Annotated in this window: 23 protein-coding genes and 2 pseudogenes; 20 read left to right on the top strand and 5 right to left on the bottom strand. The window is 43.2% G+C overall.

Annotated elements, in window-relative coordinates; translation table 11 throughout:
• Positions 1-169: 169 nt before the first annotated feature.
• The 4 genes and pseudogenes from AC0VX7_RS16615 to AC0VX7_RS16600 all read left to right on the top strand — a co-directional run.
• A pseudogene (locus AC0VX7_RS16615) lies at positions 170-1,606 on the top strand (vitamin B12-dependent ribonucleotide reductase); the annotation flags it as partial.
• Between the two features lie 253 nt (positions 1,607-1,859).
• Positions 1,860-2,978 (top strand): annotated as a pseudogene (locus tag AC0VX7_RS16610) (vitamin B12-dependent ribonucleotide reductase); the annotation flags it as partial.
• 99 nt (positions 2,979-3,077) lie between these two features.
• The gene (gene splB / locus AC0VX7_RS16605) at positions 3,078-4,103 is read left to right on the top strand and encodes a spore photoproduct lyase (RefSeq protein WP_475425094.1); all 1,026 of its coding nucleotides are present in this window, start codon (positions 3,078-3,080) and stop codon (positions 4,101-4,103) included.
• A 91-nt stretch (positions 4,104-4,194) separates the two neighbouring features.
• Complete coding sequence (locus AC0VX7_RS16600; protein WP_475425093.1) at positions 4,195-5,079, top strand: patatin-like phospholipase family protein; 885 nt, start codon at positions 4,195-4,197, stop codon at positions 5,077-5,079.
• 25 nt (positions 5,080-5,104) lie between these two features.
• On the opposite strand, the gene AC0VX7_RS16595 is transcribed toward AC0VX7_RS16600, so the two are convergent.
• The gene (locus tag AC0VX7_RS16595; protein ID WP_215036961.1) at positions 5,105-5,476 is read right to left on the bottom strand and encodes an SA1362 family protein; all 372 of its coding nucleotides are present in this window, start codon (positions 5,474-5,476) and stop codon (positions 5,105-5,107) included.
• A 294-nt stretch (positions 5,477-5,770) separates the two neighbouring features.
• On the opposite strand from AC0VX7_RS16595, the gene AC0VX7_RS16590 reads away from it, so the two are divergent.
• From AC0VX7_RS16590 to efp, 4 genes are all read left to right on the top strand, one after another.
• Positions 5,771-6,286 carry a YqhR family membrane protein gene (locus tag AC0VX7_RS16590; RefSeq protein WP_215036962.1) on the top strand — a complete coding sequence of 172 codons (516 nt, stop codon included), beginning with the start codon at positions 5,771-5,773 and terminating at the stop codon, positions 6,284-6,286.
• Between the two features lie 78 nt (positions 6,287-6,364).
• Complete coding sequence (aroQ, locus tag AC0VX7_RS16585) at positions 6,365-6,811, top strand: type II 3-dehydroquinate dehydratase (protein ID WP_475425092.1); 447 nt, start codon at positions 6,365-6,367, stop codon at positions 6,809-6,811.
• A 3-nt stretch (positions 6,812-6,814) separates the two neighbouring features.
• Positions 6,815-7,876 (top strand): M24 family metallopeptidase, encoded by a 1,062-nt coding sequence (locus AC0VX7_RS16580; RefSeq protein ID WP_475425091.1) that lies wholly within the window; start codon positions 6,815-6,817, stop codon positions 7,874-7,876.
• A gap of 21 nt (positions 7,877-7,897) precedes the next feature.
• Positions 7,898-8,455, top strand: a complete 558-nt coding sequence (gene efp / locus AC0VX7_RS16575; RefSeq protein ID WP_215036965.1) for an elongation factor P — start codon at positions 7,898-7,900, stop codon at positions 8,453-8,455.
• 124 nt (positions 8,456-8,579) lie between these two features.
• Here efp and AC0VX7_RS16570 read toward each other — a convergent pair whose 3' ends face one another.
• The 3 genes from AC0VX7_RS16570 to AC0VX7_RS16560 all read right to left on the bottom strand — a co-directional run bounded on the left by AC0VX7_RS16570 (position 8,580) and on the right by AC0VX7_RS16560 (position 10,218).
• The gene (locus tag AC0VX7_RS16570) at positions 8,580-8,945 is read right to left on the bottom strand and encodes a rhodanese-like domain-containing protein (protein ID WP_475425090.1); all 366 of its coding nucleotides are present in this window, start codon (positions 8,943-8,945) and stop codon (positions 8,580-8,582) included.
• Between the two features lie 346 nt (positions 8,946-9,291).
• On the bottom strand, positions 9,292-9,957 hold the full coding sequence (locus AC0VX7_RS16565; protein ID WP_475425089.1) for an SIMPL domain-containing protein: 666 nt from the start codon (positions 9,955-9,957) through the stop codon (positions 9,292-9,294).
• Between the two features lie 108 nt (positions 9,958-10,065).
• Complete coding sequence (locus tag AC0VX7_RS16560; RefSeq protein ID WP_215036968.1) at positions 10,066-10,218, bottom strand: hypothetical protein; 153 nt, start codon at positions 10,216-10,218, stop codon at positions 10,066-10,068.
• A gap of 216 nt (positions 10,219-10,434) precedes the next feature.
• Here AC0VX7_RS16560 and spoIIIAA point away from each other — a divergent pair, with 216 nt between their 5' ends.
• From spoIIIAA to AC0VX7_RS16520, 8 genes are all read left to right on the top strand, one after another.
• Entirely contained in the window at positions 10,435-11,358 is a 924-nt protein-coding gene (spoIIIAA, locus tag AC0VX7_RS16555) for a stage III sporulation protein AA (protein ID WP_215036969.1), read from the top strand.
• Complete coding sequence (gene spoIIIAB / locus AC0VX7_RS16550; RefSeq protein ID WP_215036970.1) at positions 11,359-11,874, top strand: stage III sporulation protein SpoIIIAB; 516 nt, start codon at positions 11,359-11,361, stop codon at positions 11,872-11,874.
• Positions 11,875-11,893: 19 nt separating this feature from the next.
• Entirely contained in the window at positions 11,894-12,100 is a 207-nt protein-coding gene (gene spoIIIAC, locus AC0VX7_RS16545; RefSeq protein WP_009794945.1) for a stage III sporulation protein AC, read from the top strand.
• Positions 12,101-12,114: 14 nt separating this feature from the next.
• Positions 12,115-12,504, top strand: a complete 390-nt coding sequence (spoIIIAD, locus tag AC0VX7_RS16540; RefSeq protein ID WP_173401223.1) for a stage III sporulation protein AD — start codon at positions 12,115-12,117, stop codon at positions 12,502-12,504.
• A gap of 263 nt (positions 12,505-12,767) precedes the next feature.
• On the top strand, positions 12,768-13,967 hold the full coding sequence (spoIIIAE, locus tag AC0VX7_RS16535) for a stage III sporulation protein AE (protein ID WP_475425088.1): 1,200 nt from the start codon (positions 12,768-12,770) through the stop codon (positions 13,965-13,967).
• A 13-nt stretch (positions 13,968-13,980) separates the two neighbouring features.
• Positions 13,981-14,610 (top strand): stage III sporulation protein AF, encoded by a 630-nt coding sequence (spoIIIAF, locus tag AC0VX7_RS16530; RefSeq protein WP_475425087.1) that lies wholly within the window; start codon positions 13,981-13,983, stop codon positions 14,608-14,610.
• Positions 14,600-15,259, top strand: a complete 660-nt coding sequence (gene spoIIIAG, locus AC0VX7_RS16525) for a stage III sporulation protein AG (protein ID WP_475425086.1) — start codon at positions 14,600-14,602, stop codon at positions 15,257-15,259. Before spoIIIAF ends, spoIIIAG begins: the two co-directional genes overlap by 11 nt.
• A 3-nt stretch (positions 15,260-15,262) precedes the next feature.
• Complete coding sequence (locus AC0VX7_RS16520) at positions 15,263-15,808, top strand: SpoIIIAH-like family protein (protein WP_215036972.1); 546 nt, start codon at positions 15,263-15,265, stop codon at positions 15,806-15,808.
• Between the two features lie 229 nt (positions 15,809-16,037).
• On the opposite strand, the gene AC0VX7_RS16515 is transcribed toward AC0VX7_RS16520, so the two are convergent.
• A complete protein-coding gene (locus AC0VX7_RS16515; RefSeq protein WP_475425085.1) occupies positions 16,038-17,486 on the bottom strand; it encodes a methyl-accepting chemotaxis protein in 1,449 nt (482 codons plus the stop codon).
• Between the two features lie 242 nt (positions 17,487-17,728).
• On the opposite strand from AC0VX7_RS16515, the gene accB reads away from it, so the two are divergent.
• The 4 genes from accB to nusB all read left to right on the top strand — a co-directional run bounded on the left by accB (position 17,729) and on the right by nusB (position 21,343).
• Positions 17,729-18,235: an acetyl-CoA carboxylase biotin carboxyl carrier protein gene (accB, locus tag AC0VX7_RS16510; protein WP_475425084.1), complete on the top strand. Its 507-nt coding sequence runs from the start codon at positions 17,729-17,731 to the stop codon at positions 18,233-18,235.
• Between the two features lie 12 nt (positions 18,236-18,247).
• Positions 18,248-19,603 carry an acetyl-CoA carboxylase biotin carboxylase subunit gene (gene accC, locus AC0VX7_RS16505; protein WP_475425083.1) on the top strand — a complete coding sequence of 452 codons (1,356 nt, stop codon included), beginning with the start codon at positions 18,248-18,250 and terminating at the stop codon, positions 19,601-19,603.
• Positions 19,604-19,618: 15 nt separating this feature from the next.
• A complete protein-coding gene (locus tag AC0VX7_RS16500) occupies positions 19,619-20,029 on the top strand; it encodes an Asp23/Gls24 family envelope stress response protein (RefSeq protein WP_023627378.1) in 411 nt (136 codons plus the stop codon).
• A gap of 921 nt (positions 20,030-20,950) precedes the next feature.
• A complete protein-coding gene (nusB, locus tag AC0VX7_RS16495; RefSeq protein ID WP_041967936.1) occupies positions 20,951-21,343 on the top strand; it encodes a transcription antitermination factor NusB in 393 nt (130 codons plus the stop codon).
• Positions 21,344-21,369: the final 26 nt, after the last annotated feature.

The raw sequence follows: 21,369 nt of genomic DNA, 5'->3' as shown, positions 1-21,369 counted from the left end.
TTGACCTGAACACCATATATAGTATTGTCGTAAATAAAAAATACACTATATATTGATTTTTGGTGTTTCGATATGATAACGTAAGGGTAATTCAAAAATGCAGCTAGAATTACATACTTCTAGTAATACATTAGAGAAAAGATTTAAAACCGTAGAAGGAGTTGTAGAAATGTCTGTAACTATTGGACAAAAAAAGAGCCTGGATGTAGAAAGCCTGAACAAGGATATTAAGCTGTTCCCGCAGGTTCACCCGATTACCTCTGACATGAAACTTACCCACAAAGGCGTCTCCCGTTTAGTCATGCTGGACCGCTATACTTTTAAAGACACAGAAAAAATTACTCTATCAAATGGTGATTTTGTTGTCCTCACCATCAAAGAGGATCCAAAGTTCCCGGCACGGGGACTTGGGTTCATACTGGATATTGATTGGGAGAACAAAGCAGCCAAAGTGCTTGTAGACGAAGAATTCCGCGGTGTGCTGGATGACCCGGAAGAAGCAGCAACCGGCGTGATCACAAAGTCACTGGACGTCATCGAAAAGCCGCTGGAAGTATTCTACGAGCAAATTGCAAAACGTAATGCGACAGGGCTTGCAGCTGTTGAAAAGACAGAGGAAAAGCGCCAGGAATGGTTCGAAAAGTTCTATCAGGAGCTTGTATCAATGAACTTCATCCCTGCAGGTCGTGTTCTTTATGGGGCAGGCGCGGAAACAGACGTTACCTACTTCAACTGCTATGTAATGCCTTTCGTAAAAGATTCACGTGAAGGCATCTCTGAGCACCGCAAGCAGGTTATGGAAATCATGAGCCGTGGCGGCGGAGTAGGAACGAACGGTTCCACACTAAGGCCGCGCAACACACTAGCCAAGGGCGTAAACGGAAAATCATCCGGATCAGTCTCATGGCTAGATGACATTGCCAAGCTGACGCATTTAGTTGAGCAGGGTGGTTCAAGACGCGGCGCACAGATGATCATGCTTAGTGACTGGCATCCTGACATTGTAGAATTCATCATTTCCAAAATGCAAAACCCAAGAATCCTTCGCTTCCTGATTGAAAGCACAAATGATGAATCAATCAAGAAAATGGCGAAGGAAAAGTTGAAATTCACACCACTGACGTTGCAGGAAGAAGCAATGTACCAGGGAATCGTGAACTATAAGAGCATCCCAGGTTACGGTGGATTCAGCGCAGATATTATCAAAGCGGCTGAAGAAAAGCTTGCTACAGGCGGAACCTATACCGTCCATAACTCAGAATTCCTTACAGGTGCAAATATTTCAGTAACTCTGACAAAGGATTTCATGGACGCAGTCGATAACGATGCAGATTATGAACTTCGCTTCCCAGATGTCGAAAGCTATGATGCTGAGACAATGAAGGTTTATAACGAAGAATGGCATAAAATCGGTGATGTTCGCGAGTGGGAAAAGCTCGGTTATAAAGTCCGAACCTATAGAAAAATTAAAGCAAAAGAACTATGGAACTTGATTAACATCTGTGCGACATACTCAGCAGAACCAGGCATCTTCTTCATCGACAATGCCAACGACATGACAAACGCACAGGCTTATGGACAGAAGGTTGTAGCGACAAACCCGTGTGGTAGAGCAGCTTAGTTTGCCTCACGTTAAAAATTGCGGAATAAAGCGGGAACCCTGAGATGGGAATCCGAACCGAAGGCCTTGGGTAAAAACAAGGTCAGGGGCAACGCATAGATGGTGAACCTGCGATAGCAGAATATAATCCATCCACGAGGCCGCAACAATGCTGATGGAGCATTGAAAAGATATGCTGAACTAACGGGAAACGAACCGTTAGAACTAAGGGATAAAAAGCCTTTAGGATAACAAAATGGAACAGCCTCTCGCACCAAATTCTGTCTGCAACCTAGCTGCTGTGAACCTTGCAGAAATGGCGGACAAGGATACAAAGACAGTGAACTTTGAAAAATTGAAGCGTACTGTGGAAGTCGGTGTTCGCATGCAGGACAATGTCATCGATGCGACTCCTTACTTCCTTGAAGATAATAAGAAACAAGCATTGGGTGAACGCCGTGTCGGTCTTGGTGTCATGGGCTTGCACGATCTTCTGATCTACTGTGAAACAGAATACGGTTCAGAAGAAGGAAACCAGCTTGTTGACAAAGTATTTGAAACAATCGCGACATCTGCTTACCGTGCATCTGTTGAACTTGGGAAGGAAAAAGGCAGCTTCCCATTCCTTCAGGGTGGTACAGAAGAAGAAACAAACAGACTTCGTAAGGCATTCACGAACACTGGTTTCATGAAGAAAATGCCTGAAGATATTCGTGAGTCAATCCTTGAAAACGGAATTCGTAACTCACACTTGCTGACTGTTGCTCCAACGGGATCAACTGGTACAATGGTTGGCGTATCAACAGGCCTTGAGCCTTACTTCAGCTTCTCCTACTTCCGTAGCGGCCGTCTTGGCAAGTTTATCGAAGTGAAGGCTGATATCGTTCAAGAATATCTTGACCGCAATCCGAATGCTGATTCTGAGAACCTGCCGAGCTGGTTCGTGTCAGCGATGGAATTGGCGCCTGAAGCTCATGCTGATGTACAATGTGTCATCCAGCGCTGGATTGACAGCTCGATCAGCAAGACGGTCAACGCGCCGAAGGGCTACAGCGTAGAGCAGGTTGAAAAGGTATATGAGCGCCTGTATAAAGGCGGAGCGAAGGGCGGTACCGTTTATGTTGACGGCTCCCGCGATTCACAGGTACTGACGCTCAAAGCCGAAGAAAACACGATGGAAGAGGAAATCGACAAGAAAGAAAGACAAAAGCAGCATGTTGTTCTTGTTGATACGATCAATGAATTGCGTTCGACCAACGTAACGATTGGCTCTGAAGTCGGTAATACATGCCCGGTTTGCCGCAAGGGTGAGGTAAAAGAAATCGGCGGCTGCAATACATGCACTAACTGTAACGCACAGCTAAAATGTGGTTTATAATATGACCCAAAGAGGATGGAAATATTTTTTCCATCCTCTTTTTTCATTTCTGCCCATACTAACAATACTGACTATATGGAATGAAATGAGGAAATTGAAATGAAAGCTTTTGAACCACAGCTTGTATACATTGAGCCAAGGGCTTTGGAGTACCCGCTTGGGCGGGAGCTGAAGGAAAAGTTCGAAAAGATGGGACTTGAGATCAGGGAGACTACTTCACATAACCAGGTTCGCGGAATTCCTGGAGAGAATGAACTGCAGCAATACCGGAATGCGAAATCAACTCTGGTTGTCGGTGTCAGAAAAACATTGAAATTCGATACCTCAAAGCCGTCAGCAGAATATGCGATCCCGCTTGCTACCGGGTGCATGGGCCATTGCCATTACTGTTATCTGCAGACGACACTTGGAAGCAAACCGTATATCCGTACATATGTGAACCTTGATGAAATTTTTGATCAGGCGCAAAAGTACATGGACGAAAGAAAACCGGAAATCACAAGGTTTGAAGCGGCTTGTACATCAGATATCGTCGGAATTGACCATTTAACTCACGCATTAAAGAAAACAATCGAATTTTTCGGGGAGTCGGAATATGGGCAATTAAGGTTTGTGACGAAATATCATCATGTCGATCACCTGCTCGATGCAAAACATAATGGCAAAACAAGATTTCGTTTCAGCGTCAATGCCCGTTACGTGATCAAAAACTTTGAACCTGGGACATCATCCTTTGATGAAAGACTGGAGGCGGCCAGAAAGGTAGCAAAAGCAGGTTACCCGCTTGGCTTCATCGTTGCGCCAATTTATATCCATGAAGGCTGGAGAGAGGGTTATCACGAATTATTTGAAAGACTTAGCCATTCCCTTGAAGGAATTGATCTGACTGGCCTAAGCTTTGAACTTATCCAGCATCGTTTCACTAAGCCAGCAAAAAATGTGATTCAAAAGCGATATCCGAAATCTAAGCTTGAAATGGATGAAGAGAAACGAAAATATAAATGGGGACGTTACGGGATAGGGAAGTACGTGTACCAGACCGATGAAGCAAAGGACCTTGAGTCAACAATCCGGGGTTATATCCATTCTTTTTTCCCTGAAGCCGAGATTCAATATTTCACATAAAGCTGAAATTTATAACTTGTACGCCGTACTATTTTATAAATAGAGCGCTTAAAGATGTAAAGATGGGATTACATCGACGGGAGTGGCTCATATGTATATTGACGGCGTTTTTTCCGGCGGAGGAATTAAAGGATTAGCATTGGTGGGTGCCTGTGCCGCAATCGAAGAACGGGGATTCCGTTTTAAAAGGGTTGCCGGAACTAGTGCGGGTTCATTGATAGCTGGCTTGATCGCTGCTGGCTACACTAGCACAGAGATGGCCAATCTTTTGGATGAACTCGACCTGAAGAAATTTCTCGATTCGAGAAAAACGGTCATCCCATCTGCGTTGACTAAGTGGCTGTTTGTTTACTGGCGGCTGGGACTCTATAAAGGTGATGAATTGGAGTGCTGGATAGGAGATATATTGGCTGCCAGAGGGCTGCGCACTTTTGGGGATCTTGCTCCGGATGCATTAAGGATCATCGCGTCTGACCTTACGAATGGCCGGCTGCTAATCCTCCCTGATGATCTGCCGAAATATGGTGTTGACCCGAGAAACTTTCCTGTAGCACGGGCCATCAGAATGAGTTGCAGCCTTCCATTCTTCTTCGAGCCGGTAAAGCTGCGTGACCGGGTTGGCATGAATATCGTTGTTGATGGCGGAGTGTTAAGCAATTTTCCGATGTGGTTATTTGATAAGGAGAATGTAAAAAAAGTCAGGCCGGTACTTGGAGTCAAACTGAGCCAAAACCTGATCCAGCAGCCTACCAACAAAATCAAGAACGCCCTGAACATGTTCGAAGCTTTGTTTGAGACGATGAAGGATGCACATGACTCCAGATATATTTCCAGGAAACATGAAAAGAATATCATTTTCATTCCGACAGAAGGCAACTTGACTACTGAATTCCAGCTTTCAGATGAAAAGAAGCTGGAATTGATTGATCTTGGCAAAAAGAACGCAGAGAAGTTTTTTAAATCCTGGTGTTATTAGCTCTATAATACACAAAAAATCGAGCTTAGAACGAAGCCCGATTTTTTTTTCTGCTCTTTTTACCGTCTATGACCGTTAAGTGGGACGTATCCTTCTTTTTGTTGCGCGCGGATGCGAGCGACTTTATTTTTGATCGTTTAGAGGAAGTATTTGCGTCTTTTGTCTGGAACCGCTTTTTAGAACGCTTTGCTGCTTTTTGGAATGCACGTTGCTGCTGCCGTCCCGCACCCGAACTTGTCAGGCGGGTAACAAGGAAATAAATTAACGCACCAACCAGGGCGATTGTTGCAAGCATGATAAGGATACTTAATGGATCGGTAAATAACTTAAAGGCGAAACCAAAGATTGCAAGAACGATCAGTCCTGAAACAATATACGTAGAAGCACGATTCTTCAATGAAAGCCACCTCCCTACTAGCATCATGAGCAATTTTCCCAGCTTTTAAACTTGCCAACGATTACTTTATACAGATTCTCCGATTTTATACTCTTCTCCTGCTACTTTTTCCTTTTTAAAAGTGCTTTAAACGAGAGATTCACATTTCTTATTATTGCAGCCACTTGTTCTGTTAATCTTATTTTACTAAAAATTAGCACAAACCTCTATATAGAGAACAGGCTATGCAACAATTTTTCCAGATGTGCAATTGATTGGTCTGTCCGGGACATACTAAGTATGGAGGTGCAACTAATGGCAGAAAATCAAGAAAACCTTGAACAGAATCAAAGGGAAAAACCAATGTCTTTCATCGCGATGAGCATTATCACCGGATTGTTTGGAGGGATTTTTTGGAGTGCGCTTGCATATTTAGCCTATATCTTTCACTTTACTGAAATCCGTCCGAATGTCATTCTCGAGCCCTGGGCTCTGGGAGAATGGAAGGAGCAATGGCTTGGTACGGTTATATCCATTGTTGCGATTGGCCTTTTTTCAACCGGCGCGGCTCTTCTGTACTATGCAGCAATGAGAAAGCTTAAGTCCATATGGGCTGGTGCAGCATTCGGGTTGGCACTGTTTTTCCTTGTTTTCTATGTGCTGAATCCGCTGTTTCCTGGTATTAAACCATTCTGGGACTTGTCAAAGAACACGTTGATCACATCGATTTGCTTTTATGTCCTTTACGGTGTTTTTGTTGGTTATTCCATATCATATGAAGAAAATGAAAATCGCAACAGTGAGAATAATCAGCAGGAAGTGACCTCCTGAGCGTCTCTTGGTAGTTTTAACGAAATCAATTGTGATAGAATGTTCTTATTGAACATTCTTTTTTTACGGGAGCCTGTCATGAAAAAAATACTTATGCTCAATGGCCCAAACTTGAACCGTTTGGGAAAAAGAGAACCTGGAATATACGGTGTCAGGACTTTGGAGGATTTGGAAAAACGGATGGTCCAGCTTGGAGTGGAAAGCCAGGTTGAAGTTATATGCTTCCAATCGAATCATGAAGGAGAACTGATTGACAAACTCCATGAGGCTGAAGACACTGGTGTGGATGGCATTATTTTTAACCCAGGAGCCTTCACGCATTATAGCTATGCCATCAGGGATGCGATTGCAGGGATTAATTGTCCAGTTATCGAAGTACATATTTCCAATGTTTATCAAAGAGAGGAATTCAGGCACAAATCGGTGATTGCTCCAGTATCAAAGGGGCAGATTGCTGGTCTTGGCTTTCTTGGCTATGAATTGGCGCTTGAAGCATTCAAAAGAGAAGCAAAAGGGGAGGAATAGGTTATGGAAAAAATTCAAAAATTGCGTGAAAGCTTTCAAAGGCTCGGCATCGATGGAATGCTGGTCACAAGTGATTACAACCGCAGATATATGACTGGATTCACTGGTTCTGCCGGTATGGTGCTGATCAGTGCAGATAAAGCATTATTCATTACGGATTTCAGATACACCGAGCAGGCTGCAAAACAATGCGAAGGTTACGAGGTGGTCCTGCATAAAGGACTGATTCAGGATGAAGTGGCGGCACAAGCGAAAAACCTGGGGATCAAAAAACTCGGCTTCGAAGAAAACCATGTTACATATTCAGCTTATAAAACTTTCGATAAGGGCGTGGAAGCTGAATTAGTGCCCGTATCAGGGGAAATCGAAAAGTTACGCTTGATTAAGACTGATTCAGAGATTAAGATATTAAAGGAAGCAGCAGCCATCGCAGATGCTGCGTTTACACATATACTTGAGTTTATTCGTCCGGGCAGGACAGAGCTGGAAGTATCAAATGAACTGGAATTCTTCATGAGAAAACAAGGAGCAACATCCTCTTCATTCGATATTATTGTAGCTTCAGGCTACCGTTCAGCACTTCCACACGGAGTAGCAAGTGACAAAGTGATTGAAGCAGGGGACTTTGTAACCCTGGATTATGGTGCATATTTTAATGGATATGTATCTGATATTACCCGTACATTAGCAGTAGGCAGCCCTTCAGACAAGCTAAAGGAAATCTATGATATTGTACTTGAAGCACAGCTTCGGGGTATGGCAGGCATCAAACCTGGAATGACAGGCAAGGAAGCTGATGCCCTTACACGCAACTTTATCACGGAAAAAGGATATGGAGAGTATTTTGGCCATTCTACAGGCCATGGAATCGGACTAGAAGTACATGAAGGACCTGGTCTTTCTTTCAGATCCGATACCGTCCTTGAAACTGGTATGGTTGTGACAGTTGAGCCAGGAATCTATATTGCCGGACTTGGCGGAGTAAGGATAGAGGATGATACTGTTATTACGAAAGACCATAATGAGTCACTGACACATTCTACTAAGGAACTCATCATATTATAAGACACATTAGGAGGACAAATAATGATTTCAGTTAACGATTTCCGTACAGGATTAACAATCGAAGTGGACAATGGCATTTGGCGTGTCCTTGATTTCCAACACGTAAAGCCAGGAAAAGGAGCGGCTTTTGTACGCTCAAAGCTTCGCAACCTTCGTACAGGAGCGATCCAGGAAAAAACTTTCCGCGCCGGTGAGAAAGTAGCGAAAGCACAAATCGAGAACCGTAAAATGCAGTACCTGTATGCGAGCGGCGACCAGCACGTATTCATGGACAATGAGTCTTACGAGCAAATTGAATTGCCAGCCACTTATATTGAGTATGAGCTGAAATTCCTTAAGGAAAACATGGAAGTATACATCATGCAATTCGGCCACGAAACTCTTGGTGTCGAGCTTCCAAACTCTGTTGAACTTGAAGTGACAGAAACAGAGCCAGGTATCAAAGGTGACACTTCTTCTGGCGGTACTAAGTCTGCGACATTGGAAACCGGACTTACAGTTCAGGTTCCTTTCTTCATCAACGAGGGTGACAAACTCATTATCAACACAACAGATGCATCTTATGTATCTCGTGCTTAAACCCAACTCAAAAAAACCTGCTGAAAAGCAGGTTTTTTTATATAGAAAAAAGCATCTCATGCTTGGCGAGATGCTAATTGATATGCGTCGCTTGTCTCGGCTGACAAGGTGCATTTACTTTTTCTTATTTTTCAATCTCAAATTTCCATTCATTCATACCGCCGGTCATATTGTAAATATTCTTGAAGCCATTTTCCACGAGGATTCCGCTTGCCTGCGTAGAGCGGTTGCCGCTGCGGCAGACGACTAAATATTTTTGGTCTTTATCCAGCTCCGAAAGCATGCTCTCAATGACTTGCAATGGAACTAATTTCGCTCCTGGAATATGTCCTGCTGCGAATTCCTCAGGAGTACGTACATCCAAAACCTGAACTTCTCCACTATCTATCAATTCTTTTGCCTCATCGACTGAAACATCAGTATAGGAACCGTCGCTCGAACAGCCGGTAATCAACAATAGTAACATAAATGCCGCAAATAATTTCTTCATGATGATCTCTCCTTAATAAATACATATAGAGGTATTTTAACTTAAAAATATTCAAGTGGATATAGACAAATTGTGTCAGCTGAGGTTTGCATGTTCAGTTTATACCTTTATACCACAAAAAAAGCCAGGCAATACGCCTGACTTTTGTAGAGTTATTAACTAGGCTGGTTTCGTAAAGATTGTTGTTAAAATCCTAAAGCCGATTTTAACGTGATAAAAAGCTACTTTGTAGTTCGTTCGGTATTAAGTGTGCAAGCTCTTTTCTCATAATAATTTTTTTGAAGAAACATAGGTCATTCAATCCTATTTTGTAGTTAATAGCAACAAAGTTTGGAGAAAAGAGCCATTAACCAATATATGTTCCTGTAACTGTGGCTTTGATTTCCAGTTGTCCTGGTTCAATCGGCGTCCCGCTCCCGCTGCTTGTATCTAATGAAGCAACCAGGAAGGGACCTGGTGAACCTTTCTGTGTTTCTTCGGTAATAGAGACAGGGGAAATGGCGTTTTGGATTCCTAAAGTCCTAGCTACAGTTTGGGCTTTGTTGTATGAATCAACCACTGCCATTGAAAGTGCCCGATTGTACAATTCCTGAGGCTCTGCAACTGAAAATTGTATGTTCATGATCTCGTTTGCACCATTTTCCACAGCGGTATCGATGATCAATCCTGCCTGGGCGATATTCCTTATCGTGATACTGTAAAGATGTGTGACACGATATCCCTGAAAGAATTGCTTACCGTCCTCATAGGTGTAAATCGGATCGATCCGGAAATCGGCCGTTTTAATATCATCTTTTGAAATCCCAAGCTTTTGCAAGGCTGCTAACATTGCATTAGATTTTTCGGCATTTTCAGACTGGGCATTTTGCAGGTTTTGATTTTCTGTCCGCACGCCAACCGTAGCTGTCGCCCTGTTTGGCGCAGCGAACACAGAACCTTCTCCGCTAACAGTGATCTTCTTTCCATTTCCAGTACTGTTGCTACGGTAGCCAGTATACATTCCATTACCCATCCATCATCCCTCCACACTACTTTTCTATTACCTATTTCTATGTTGTTATTGAAAAACAAATAACGGTCATAGAAAAAAGCATGGAATGGATAAAAGGAACTGAATGTTTTACTCGCCAGCTCCAGGCGCTTTGTCAGTGTCATTCTTGTTGTTATATTTAGTATCTGTCATCGGTGATTCCTTTGGACTTCTGCCGCCTCCAAGGTATGAAGCACGGTCTTCTCTTTGGACTTTCTGGAACTTCTGGTGATCCTCATTCATATTTATCAACTCCTTTCATTACTATTCTTTTCGATTAAAAGCCATATTATTTCGTTTTAGGCGATGCAGCACAAAGCTTTTTCCTAAAAATAGCTGATTATCGTCTTTAATCAAAAACCCAACCAAATCTCCCTATCGACCATTCGCGAATCTGCCGGTCATAAAGTGGCCAAGCAGGCATACATATTAAGTAAGCGTATGTCAGGAGGATCGATGATGGACGATATCTTATCTTTTTTGCCGAAACGAATTGCGGAATTGCTGGATGCAGTGCCTCCTAATGACAAAGATGGAATGGAAGAAGTGCGGATACGGATTAACCGGCCGCTTGAAATAACGGTAAGAGGAAAGCCTCAATTCCTGCCGTATATCATTCCGCCTGAGGATGCTGTCCAGCTATTGAACAAGCTAGGGCATTTTTCTATGTATACCCTGGAGGAAGAATTAAAGCGTGGCTATATCACCATTGCTGGAGGTCATCGTGTCGGTCTCGCAGGAAAGGTAATCCTTGAAAATGGCTTTGTTAAAGCAATCAGGGATATCTCCTCCTTTAATCTGAGGATAGCAAGAGAAAAAATCGGGATCGCGGAGCCGTTGCTTCCATACATTTACCAGAATGGCTGGAAGCATACAATGATAATTGGTCCGCCCCAGACGGGAAAGACCACATTGCTCAGGGATATAGCGAGAATGATTTCCAGCGGGGTCCCTGATAAAAAATTGCCTCCCCTAAAAGCTGGCATTGTAGATGAGAGATCGGAAATAGCAGGATGTGTAAAAGGGGTTCCCCAACTTACATTTGGACCAAGAGTAGATATCCTGGATTCTTGCCCTAAGGCCGAGGGGATGATGATGATGATCCGCTCAATGAGCCCTGATGTTCTGATTGTTGATGAGATTGGCCGCAAAGAAGACGGAGAAGCAATTCTTGAAGCCGTTAATGCGGGAATTAAATTAATCATGACAACACATGGAGATTCGCTAGAGGATATCCAAAAAAGGCCAACTTTGAAGCCGATTTTGGAGATGGGGATTTTTGATAGATTTGTGGAGCTTGGAAGAATTTCTGGCCCAGGAACAATCACCTCGATCAGGGAAGCAAGTGGCAAAGAAATTCGCCAAAAAGTGAGAGTGACATAAATGATAAAAATAATTGGCGCTATTTTAATTATCCTGGCCACGACTTGGACAGGTTTCGAGGCATCAAGACACCTTAGCGAGCGCCCAAGACAGCTTCGGCTCCTGAAGTCGGCATTGCAATCTTTGGAAGCAGAGATCATGTATGGTCACACGCCGCTGCATGATGCCTCTAGAAAGCTTGCTGCCCAGATGTCTAAGCCTTTATCCTGGTTCTTTGAATCTTTTTCAAAAAAGCTGACAGAATCCGATACAACGGTGAAAGCCGCATGGGAAGAAAGCCTGAAAGAAGTCTGGAAAATGACAGCCTTTAAACAGGGAGAGTTTGAAATCATGAAGCAATTTGGCGAGACGCTCGGCAGGCATGACCGGCATTCACAGCAAAAACAAATCCTGCTGACGATCTCCCATCTGGAAAGAGAAGAAGCAGATGCCTGCGAAAAACAAATGAAATACGAAAAAATGGTGAAAAGTATCGGCTTTTTATCTGGCTTACTATTAATCATCTTACTGATATAGCGTTTAGGAGGAGGACAAGATGGGTCTTGAAGTGGATATTATTTTTAAAATCGCAGGTGTAGGCATCGTCGTTGCATTTTTGCACACTATTCTCGATCAGGTGGGAAAAAAGGAATATGCCCAGTGGGTAACATTGTTTGGGTTCATTTACATCCTTTTCATGGTTGCCTCCATTGTCGATGATCTTTTTCAAAAAATTAAATCAGTATTCCTATTTCAAGGGTAGGGGAGGGCTTTGCCATTGAAATCCTTCAAATAACAGGTGTAGCACTGATCGCGACTTTCCTGGCCCTAATTGTCAAGGAACAAAAGCCAAACTTTGCATTCTTGCTAATCGTGTTCACAGGCTCAGCTATCTTCCTTTTTCTTGTTGATCAAATCTATCAGATCATCTCTATGATCCAGAAGCTGGCGGCTAATGCAAAGGTAAATCTCGTTTATGTCGAAACAATCCTGAAAATCATCGGAATCGCCTATATTGCCGAATTCGCGGCCCAAATCACAAAGGATGCAGGTCAGGGCGCTATTGCTTCAAAAATAGAATTAGGCGGAAAAATTCTCATTCTTGCCATGGCCATTCCGATTCTCACTGTAATGATCGAAACAATCATTCGCTTGATTCCGGGCTGATCGCGAGCCTTTTAATAAAGCAGGATCCAAACTAAATATTTGAGAATTGTCCAGCTCCAGCGCCTAGCCCCTCGGGTCATAAGCCGGCGATTGATGTAAATTCGTTGAAGCTAGTTGCTCCCACGGCTTACGCCGCGTCGCAAGGCTGCAGGAAGTATTTTCGGGGCAGCTGCCTGGCTGGGAAACTGCCTCCTCGCCGTCCGTCTTATGCCTGTCGGGGCTGAACGAGGCGCTTACGCTTTTCTTGGAAGAGGTGACTATAGTTGAAGCAGCGATTGCAGTTCATACTTGGCATTGTATTGATCCAGTTAATTTTTTTCATACCGGTTGTACAAGCTGCTGGTGACGAAGAGAAAACCAACACATTGATCAATCCGGATAAAATCGCCGGAGCCCAGCTTGAGGACTTGAATATCGATGAACTGAAAGGATTCTGGGAGGATATCATCAATAAATATGATGGCTATTTACCAGAAAGCCAGAAAGGCAGTCTATATGATTTCATCAGCGGTGAAAAAAAGTTTTCACTGAAAGAATGGTTCAAAGGCATACTGAACTTTGCATTCCATGAGTTTATCGTCAATGGGAAATTGTTAGGTTCGCTGATATTGCTCACCGTATTCAGCATGTTTCTTCAAGCCCTGCAAAATTCCTTTGAAAAAAGCACAATCAGCAAGGTTGCCTATTCAATTGTGTTCATGGTTCTCATCATAATTGCGCTCAACAGTTTCCATGTTGTCGTTGATTACACAAATGACACGATAAGTACAATGATTCAATTCATTCTGGCTTTGATTCCGCTGCTCCTGGCCCTGATGGCAACATCCGGCGGTCTGATATCGGCAGCTTTTTTCCATCCAGTCATTCTTTTTATGATGAACACCAGCGGCATGTTCATCCAGTATGTCGTCCTGCCGCTCTTATTTCTTTCGACACTGCTCAGTATCGTCAGCATCCTTTCTGACCATTACAAGGTCACACAGTTGGCCAGTATGCTCCGTAACTGGAGTGTCGGGCTGCTGGGGATTTTACTGACCGTATTTCTGGGTGTCATTTCCGTCCAGGGGGCATCCTCAGCAGTTACAGATGGAGTCACTGTAAAAACGGCTAAATTCATTACCGGCAATTTTGTTCCCGTTATTGGACGTGTGTTCACTGATGCCACGGACACTGTCATCAGCGCATCGATGCTGCTTAAAAATACGGTCGGTTTGGCCGGTGTGGCTATTTTGCTGATTATAGCTGCTTTTCCAGCAGTGAAAATTCTAATGGTCGCGTTTATTTATAAATTCGCAGCCGCTATCCTGCAGCCATTGGGAGCCGGACCAGTCATTACCTGTCTGGATATCATCAGCAAAAGTATCATCTATGTATTTGCTGCGCTTGGGATTGTTTCCTTGATGTTTTTCCTGACGATCACGGTCATTATTGCCGCTGGAAATCTAACGATGATGGTGAGGTAAAGGGGGAGAAGAAATGGATTTTATAAAAGAGTGGATTACCAATATTATTATCTTCATCCTCCTGGCGACTGTCCTTGACATGCTGCTGCCTAATTCCAGCTTTCAGAAATATACGAAAATCGTCACTGGCTTGATATTAATCGCCATCATCCTGTCCCCGGTCATGAAACTGTTTACTTCTGACTTTGAATCAGCGATTGCTTCAATCGGCCAATTTAATAGTGTGGAGGATGAAAATATAAAAAATTCAATAGAATTTCAGAAAAAAGAAATACAAGCATCCCAGCATGCATATATTTTAGAAACAATGGCTGTCCAATTGAAAACAGCCGCAGAGGAGGAGTTGATGGACCAGCAAGGAATGGAGATTGCTAATATCGAGCTTGAAGTAAATGATCAGGATCAGCGGCCTTTCCCTGAAAACCTGGAGTATGTCATCGTGCATGTGAAGAAAGCCGAAGATGAGGGAGAGACTGTGGCAGTAGTAAGAGAAGTAGAAATTGATACGAACGCACCCCTTCCATCAAAACAAACCTCTCAGAACACAGATCAAATATCTTCTCTTCTGTCAGAGAAATGGAATGTTCCTGAAAAGTCTATTCAAATAATGATAGAAGGGGGGAGTGACGAGCATGGACAATGAGAAAGGCCCAATAAGCTGGCTTAAGAAACAATTGAGCGGCAAGGACGGGCCGCCAGATAAGAAATCTGGCAAATACCAATACTTAATGATTGTCGTTCTGTTCGGGGCAGCAATCATGCTCATAAGCAATATTCTTGGAGATCAAAAGCCTGATATGGCAGTTAAAGCCACTAAGGATACAGAGACTGAAGAGGATACGGCCGTATTCGGGCAAAAGAAATCGGCAGGAAATGACGTCATTTCCGAGTATGAAGAGGCTTATGAAGCTCAGCTGACAGAAGTACTTGAAGGAATAAATGGCGTTGGGGATGTCACAGTCTTCGTAAATGTAGATGCCACTGAGAAAAAGGTTCTGGAGAAGAACACGGTGATCCAGTCACAGACGACGGATGAAACCGATCGTGAAGGCGGCAAACGCAAGGTTCAGGACGCTTCACAGGATGAGCAGCTGGTCATCATCCGCAATGGTGAAAAGGAGGTTCCTATCGTTCTGGAGACAAAGAAGCCGGAAATCAGAGGTGTCGTCGTCGTAGCCAAGGGTGCCGAAAATATACAAGTAAAAAAATGGATTATCGAGGCCGTTACAAGGGCTTTGGATGTACCGAACCATCGTGTGGCAGTCATGCCTAAAAAATCTAAGGGGGAATAATAGATGTTATTGAAAAAGCAAACAGTTTGGTTATTGACAATGTTAAGTCTTGTAGTGGTGCTGTCGGTGTATTATATTACTTCACCTGAACAGCAAAAAGCAGACCTGGCTGGTGTCGAAGAGCAAAAGGCTGAAGAAAAAGAGACGGCAGCAACAGAATCCAAGGATGGCAAAACAGTCATCTCTGGCGTTGCAAGCGATGAAAAGTTTGAGGCCCTTCGCATGAAGCTTGAAGAACAGCGTACAAAACAAAAAGAAGAGCTGCAGACAGTAGCAGCAACAACTGACTTGCCGGCGGAAGAAAGAAGCGCAGCAATTGATAAAATGAATCAACTTGATGCTATTTCACAAAAAGAACAGATTCTCGAAACATTAATTACATCAATGGGCTATGAAGATGCCCTTGTCCGTGCTGACGGAGAAAATGTCAGAATTACAGTAAAAGCTCAGGAACATTCAGCATCTGCAGCCAATGAAATCATCCAGATGGTGCGCACGGAGCTTGGGTCATTACAGCCGGTCGCTGTACAATTTGAGCCTGTAAAATAAAGGCTGTTTGCGGTACGATTGTTGTTAAAATCCAAAAGCCGATTTTAACGTAATATATACCCATTTTGCAGGTCGGTATGAAGTTTGCATGCTCTTTTCTCTATGAAGTGTCAACTTTACGAAGGAATATAGATAATTCAATCCAATCTTGTATTCAATAGCAACAAAGTTTGAGAAAAGAGCCAAAATAAAAGAACAATAAGTAAAAGGGAAGGCGATGGCCTTCCCTTTATTTTTGCTGCAGCTTAATTAGGTTACCCAAAGATTGATGTGCTGCTTCAACGGATTTAAATAAATGTTCATGATGTTCACTCTGCGAAATAGCTGATGATGAAATTTCCTCCAACGCAGCGCTTGCCTGCTGAATGACGGAGCTGAAACCTGTAATGGAACTTTCGATTGCCATCGATGAATCCAAGATAGTTTTTGTCAATCCCTCCTGCTCAGAGATATCACTCTTCAAAACTTTGAAAGTCTGGTGTATTGTTTCAAATGCTTCCATTGTCTCTGCTGCTAATTCGAGGTTTTGTGTAAGTTTTTCAGCTGTCAGGTTAACTCCTTCTTTTGTTTTAGAAGTATCACTCATTACGCTTTTTAAGTTTTCGGTAATTTGGGTCGCTGTATTACTTGTGATGTCAGCGAGTTTCCTTACTTCTTCGGCAACAACGGCGAATCCTTTTCCGCTGTCTCCTGCACGGGCAGCCTCGATCGATGCGTTCAGTGCCAGCAAATTAGTTTGGGAAGCAATTCCCTGGATATCCGCTGCAAAGCTGGTTGTTTCCTTGATCAACGCGGAAAGAGACAAGATGTGTGTGTTGACATTCTGCATATTTTCATAGGAAGCTGTCAATTCTGAAATAAGGCTGGACATCAGCTCATCGCCTTTATCTGAGACCTTTTCTGCCGCCATTGAGTCCTGATGCAGTTTTTTGACAAGCTCAGATGTCCTGGAGATGACCTGATTTGTTTTTTCAAGGGATTGAGTAATGTCGACAACTGAATCAGATTGAATATTGATTCCTGCAGATATTTCTGTCACGGACTGGGTCATTTCAATGGAAGATTGATAATTTTCCTTGCTCTTGAATCTGACATCATCTATAAGCGTTGCAATGCTCCTTGTATTGCTTTCGATTACTTTGCGTGTCTCTAAATCTTTCATCAACAGACTCTCTGTTTCCTGCTGTGCTGACTCAATCGTTTGAGCGAGCTTTTTGGAGATGGAAAACTGGAAGCCAAGCATGACTGTGACCAGCATATACAATAGATAAATGGTTACATAGTTTTTCGTTTCCAAAGGCAGCTCGTGGTTATGCATCAATGTGAATGCCGTAATAATTACAAACCCGAGACCGGAAGCTAAGATCAGTAATTTCCTGTCCATGTAGATTGCTGCAGCAGCAAGGATAAAGTAAAGAAGGGTGTAGGCAGTAGGTGAAACGCTAGTTTCCATAATTAAAAACAGTACAGCGGAAACTATGATAACGGAAAGATAAGGGATGAAATTCGTCAGCTTTTTGGTATAGTGGAGCATTGCGACAACTCCGACTCCGGCTCCACCACCAACTATGATGGAAAGAATTACTGCAAGTTCCTTCTGCATTGCAATATCAACAACTGTCGCCAAAATAACAGACACCAAAGTGGCTTTGACGATTAAAGAATTTTTTCTTTCCAAATCATCTTCTCTTAATTTCTTCAATACTTTTCATCAATTGTAGTCTCCTCTAAATTTCAAACTAATGTTATATTCGCTAGAAATTTCGGGATTCCTGTCGTATGAATTCACTTTTTTTTCAGAAAATATTAAAATAGAGAAGGAAGACAAGAAACAGCGTTACATATTGAATTTTTACATGGTATTATCGTATAGTGTTAGTATCTAGTCTTAATTATGAAATGGACAAGGGGTGCCTAAAGATGTTAAAAGTACAGGAAATCAGAGAGTTAATCAAATTAGTGGACCAATCAAGCATTGACGAATTTTCATATGAATATGAAGGATCAAAAATCAAGATGAAGAAGCATGGAGCAGTCAAATCTGTAGTTGAGCACGTTCAGCCAGCTGCACCAGCACCTGCTCCACAGCCAGTACCGGCAGTTCAGGAAGCGCCACGCACTGAGCCTAAGGTCGAAGCGGCAGCTGTGCAGGAAGTGAAGCAGGAAGAAACCCAAGATACTTCCAATTTACATAAGATCGTTTCACCAATGGTTGGGACTTTCTATCAATCTTCTTCTCCTGAAGCAGATGCATATGTAAAAGCAGGCTCAAAGGTCAGCAAAGATTCAATTGTATGCATAGTAGAAGCAATGAAGCTCTTCAACGAAATCGAAGCAGAAGTGAATGGGGAAATTGTTGAAGTTCTTGTTAAAGACGGCCAGCTGGTTGAATACGGCCAAGCTTTATTCCTGGTCAAGCCCGAATAAGGAGCGATATTGATGATAAAAAAATTACTGATAGCCAATAGAGGAGAAATCGCAGTCCGGGTCATCCGTGCCTGCAGGGAATTGGGAGTCGAATCTGTAGCCGTATACTCTGAGGCTGACAAAGAATCACTCCATGTACAGCTTGCTGATGAAGCATATTGTATTGGTCCGAAAGCATCAAAAGACAGCTATTTGAATTTCACGAATATTATCAGCGTAGCGAAATTGACTGGTTGTGACGCCATCCATCCTGGATATGGTTTCCTTGCTGAAAATGCAGATTTCGCTGAGCTTTGCAGAGAGTGCAACATCATTTTCGTCGGACCATCTCCTGAAGCAATTCAAAAAATGGGGACTAAAGATGTCGCAAGGGAAACAATGAAGCAGGCGAATGTTCCAATCGTTCCCGGATCACAGGGGATCATTGAGAGCACGGAAGATGCTGTCAGCCTTGCTAACGACATCGGATATCCTGTCATCATCAAAGCGACTGCTGGAGGCGGAGGCAAGGGAATCCGCGTTGCCAGGACGGAGCAGGAGATGATCAAAGGGATCAATATCACCCAGCAGGAAGCGATGACAGCATTCGGGAACCCGGGTGTTTATATTGAAAAATATATCGAAGACTTCCGCCACGTTGAAATCCAGGTGCTTGCAGACAGCTATGGCCATACCATTCATCTCGGCGAGCGTGATTGCTCAATCCAGAGGCGTCTTCAAAAGCTTCTTGAAGAAACACCATCACCTGCACTTGACGGTGAGATAAGGGCTGAAATGGGCGCAGCTGCAGTCAAAGCGGCAAAAGCAGTTGATTATACTGGCGCCGGCACGGTAGAATTTATTTATGATTATCGCAATCGTAAATTTTATTTCATGGAGATGAATACGCGGATACAGGTTGAACATCCTGTAACTGAAATGGTAACAGGCGTCGACTTGATCAAAGAACAGATCAAGATTGCCTCAGGTGAAAGGCTGAACCTTAAGCAGGAAGACGTAGAGTTCAATGGATGGGCGATTGAATGCCGCATCAACGCAGAAAATCCTGCGAAAAACTTCATGCCATCAGCGGGTAAAATCAAAATGTATCTCCCTCCAGGCGGATTTGGTGTTAGAATAGACTCAGCGGCATATCCTGGTTATACGATCCCGCCTTACTATGATTCAATGATTGCGAAGGTCATTACTTATGGAAGCAGCCGGGAAGAGGCGATTGACCGCATGAAGAGAGCGCTTGGTGAGTTTGTGGTTGAAGGCATCCACACAACCATCCCGTTCCATCTCAAGCTGCTGAATCATGAGAAATTCGTGGAAGGGCAGTTCAATACGAAGTTTTTGGAAATGTATGATGTTATGAAAGAAGAATAACAGGAGGTTCTAGCCATGAGTGAACAGCAACATTTACTTGAAATGAGCCATGATGAGAACGGCTTAGGGAAAGTGGAAATTGCACCTGAAGTAATTGAAGTCATTGCAAGCATCGCTGCATCCGAAGTAGAAGGTGTCACGCAAATGCGCGGCAGCTTCGCGGCTGGAGTGGTTGAAAGACTAGGCAAGAAAAATCACGGCAAAGGTGTAAAGGTCGAGCTTGCCGAAGAAGGAATCAAGGTTGATGTTTATTGTGTCATGAAGTTTGGCGTTTCCATTCCTGTGGTTGCTCAAAAAATCCAGGATAACATCCGCCAGGCACTATTGAACATGACTGCACTCGATGCAACTGAAGTAAATATCCATGTAGTTGGCGTCCAGTTCGAAAACCAAAAAGTAGAACCTGAAGTCGAACAAGAAGTTTAACCACCGAACCAAAGGCATAATTATGCATGCCTTTGGTTTTTTTTGTAGTTCGGGAAATTTTTCTCCAATGTTTAGGTTTTAGTAATCCGAAGTTAGCTAGAGTTCAGACAAAGTCACGTGATGAAGAGGAAAATTTGTCCGAAGTAGACCCATGTTCGGACAAAACCACGTGATGAAGAGGGAAATTTGTCCGAAGTGCACCCATGTTCGGACAAAACCACGTGATGAAGAAGAAAATTTGTCCGAAGTGTACCCATGTTCGGACAAAATCACGTGAAGAAGAGGGGAATTTGTCCGAAGTGCACCCGTGTTCGGACAAAACCCCGTGATGAAGAAAATTTGTCCGAAGTAGACCCATGTTCGGACAAAATCACGTGATGAAGAGGAAAATTTGTCCGAAGTAGACCCATGTTCGGACAAAACCACGTGATGAAGAAGAAGATTTGTCCGAAGTGTACCCATGTTCGGACAAAGTCACGTGAAGAAGAGGAAAATTTGTCCGAAGTAGACCCATGTTCGGACAAAATCACGTGAAGAAGAGGGAAATTTGTCCGAAGTGCACCCGTGTTCGGACAAAATCACGTGAAGAAGAGGGAAATTTGTCCGAAGTAGACCCATGTTCGGACAAAACCACGTGATGAAGAAGAGAATTTGTCCGAAGTGCACCCATGTTCGGACAAATCACCACACTAATAAGCTAAAGCCTGTTGAAGGACAACACTACACTGCCACGGGGGCTGGCTCAAGGCGTTAGTCTCTATGCTGAATTCATAAAATTCTTAGCCACCAAGAGATATTTCCGCTTGTTTTGATTAACTTTTTTCTAAAAAGTGAAAAATAATAGGAAACCATGCGTAAAGAGATATGATATGCTATTATTTTGTTAGAATCAGACAAGCCATAAAGGAGCTAAGGAATTCAATGAAAAGAAGAACAGCACGAGAAAAGGCATTACAAGCCTTATTCCAGATTGATATAAGCAAGGTAGAGGTTTCAGACGCGATTGAACATGTGCTTGAAGAAGAAGCTGGGGATGATTATCTGAACAAGCTTGTGAACGGTACGGTTCAGCATCAGCAGGAAATCGATGAGGAGATCAAGGTGTACTTAGAAAAGTGGTCTCTCGACAGGCTTGCAGCTGTAGACCGGAATCTTCTGCGCCTTGCCGTATACGAATTGAAGTATTGCAACGAAGATGTACCGATGAATGTCGTTCTTGATGAAGCGATCGAAATTGCTAAATTATATGGGGATGACCAATCAAGCCGATTTATTAATGGTGTTCTGTCAAAAGTAAAGCAGAGCATTTCCTAAAAACCATTGGAAGCAGGCAGGTTGGA

The sequence above is a fragment of the Mesobacillus sp. QJM3NY_10 genome (assembly GCF_056173465.1).
The sequence above is the reverse complement of the archived record's forward strand: the minus strand, read 5'-3'. Positions and strand labels throughout refer to the sequence as shown.

What these genes read in the sequence shown, in the direction of transcription:
- splB (WP_475425094.1), top strand. Translation starts at nt 3,078, where the DNA reads ATGAAAGCTTTTGAACCACAGCTTGTATACATTGAGCCAAGGGCTTTG.
- AC0VX7_RS16600 (WP_475425093.1), top strand. Translation starts at nt 4,195, where the DNA reads ATGTATATTGACGGCGTTTTTTCCGGCGGAGGAATTAAAGGATTAGCA.
- AC0VX7_RS16590 (WP_215036962.1), top strand. Translation starts at nt 5,771, where the DNA reads ATGGCAGAAAATCAAGAAAACCTTGAACAGAATCAAAGGGAAAAACCA.
- aroQ (WP_475425092.1), top strand. Translation starts at nt 6,365, where the DNA reads ATGAAAAAAATACTTATGCTCAATGGCCCAAACTTGAACCGTTTGGGA.
- AC0VX7_RS16580 (WP_475425091.1), top strand. Translation starts at nt 6,815, where the DNA reads ATGGAAAAAATTCAAAAATTGCGTGAAAGCTTTCAAAGGCTCGGCATC.
- efp (WP_215036965.1), top strand. Translation starts at nt 7,898, where the DNA reads ATGATTTCAGTTAACGATTTCCGTACAGGATTAACAATCGAAGTGGAC.
- AC0VX7_RS16570 (WP_475425090.1), bottom strand. Translation starts at nt 8,945, where the DNA reads ATGAAGAAATTATTTGCGGCATTTATGTTACTATTGTTGATTACCGGC.
- AC0VX7_RS16565 (WP_475425089.1), bottom strand. Translation starts at nt 9,957, where the DNA reads ATGGGTAATGGAATGTATACTGGCTACCGTAGCAACAGTACTGGAAAT.
- AC0VX7_RS16560 (WP_215036968.1), bottom strand. Translation starts at nt 10,218, where the DNA reads ATGAATGAGGATCACCAGAAGTTCCAGAAAGTCCAAAGAGAAGACCGT.
- spoIIIAA (WP_215036969.1), top strand. Translation starts at nt 10,435, where the DNA reads ATGGACGATATCTTATCTTTTTTGCCGAAACGAATTGCGGAATTGCTG.
- spoIIIAB (WP_215036970.1), top strand. Translation starts at nt 11,359, where the DNA reads ATGATAAAAATAATTGGCGCTATTTTAATTATCCTGGCCACGACTTGG.
- spoIIIAC (WP_009794945.1), top strand. Translation starts at nt 11,894, where the DNA reads ATGGGTCTTGAAGTGGATATTATTTTTAAAATCGCAGGTGTAGGCATC.
- spoIIIAF (WP_475425087.1), top strand. Translation starts at nt 13,981, where the DNA reads ATGGATTTTATAAAAGAGTGGATTACCAATATTATTATCTTCATCCTC.
- spoIIIAG (WP_475425086.1), top strand. Translation starts at nt 14,600, where the DNA reads ATGGACAATGAGAAAGGCCCAATAAGCTGGCTTAAGAAACAATTGAGC.
- AC0VX7_RS16520 (WP_215036972.1), top strand. Translation starts at nt 15,263, where the DNA reads ATGTTATTGAAAAAGCAAACAGTTTGGTTATTGACAATGTTAAGTCTT.
- accB (WP_475425084.1), top strand. Translation starts at nt 17,729, where the DNA reads ATGTTAAAAGTACAGGAAATCAGAGAGTTAATCAAATTAGTGGACCAA.
- accC (WP_475425083.1), top strand. Translation starts at nt 18,248, where the DNA reads ATGATAAAAAAATTACTGATAGCCAATAGAGGAGAAATCGCAGTCCGG.
- AC0VX7_RS16500 (WP_023627378.1), top strand. Translation starts at nt 19,619, where the DNA reads ATGAGTGAACAGCAACATTTACTTGAAATGAGCCATGATGAGAACGGC.
- nusB (WP_041967936.1), top strand. Translation starts at nt 20,951, where the DNA reads ATGAAAAGAAGAACAGCACGAGAAAAGGCATTACAAGCCTTATTCCAG.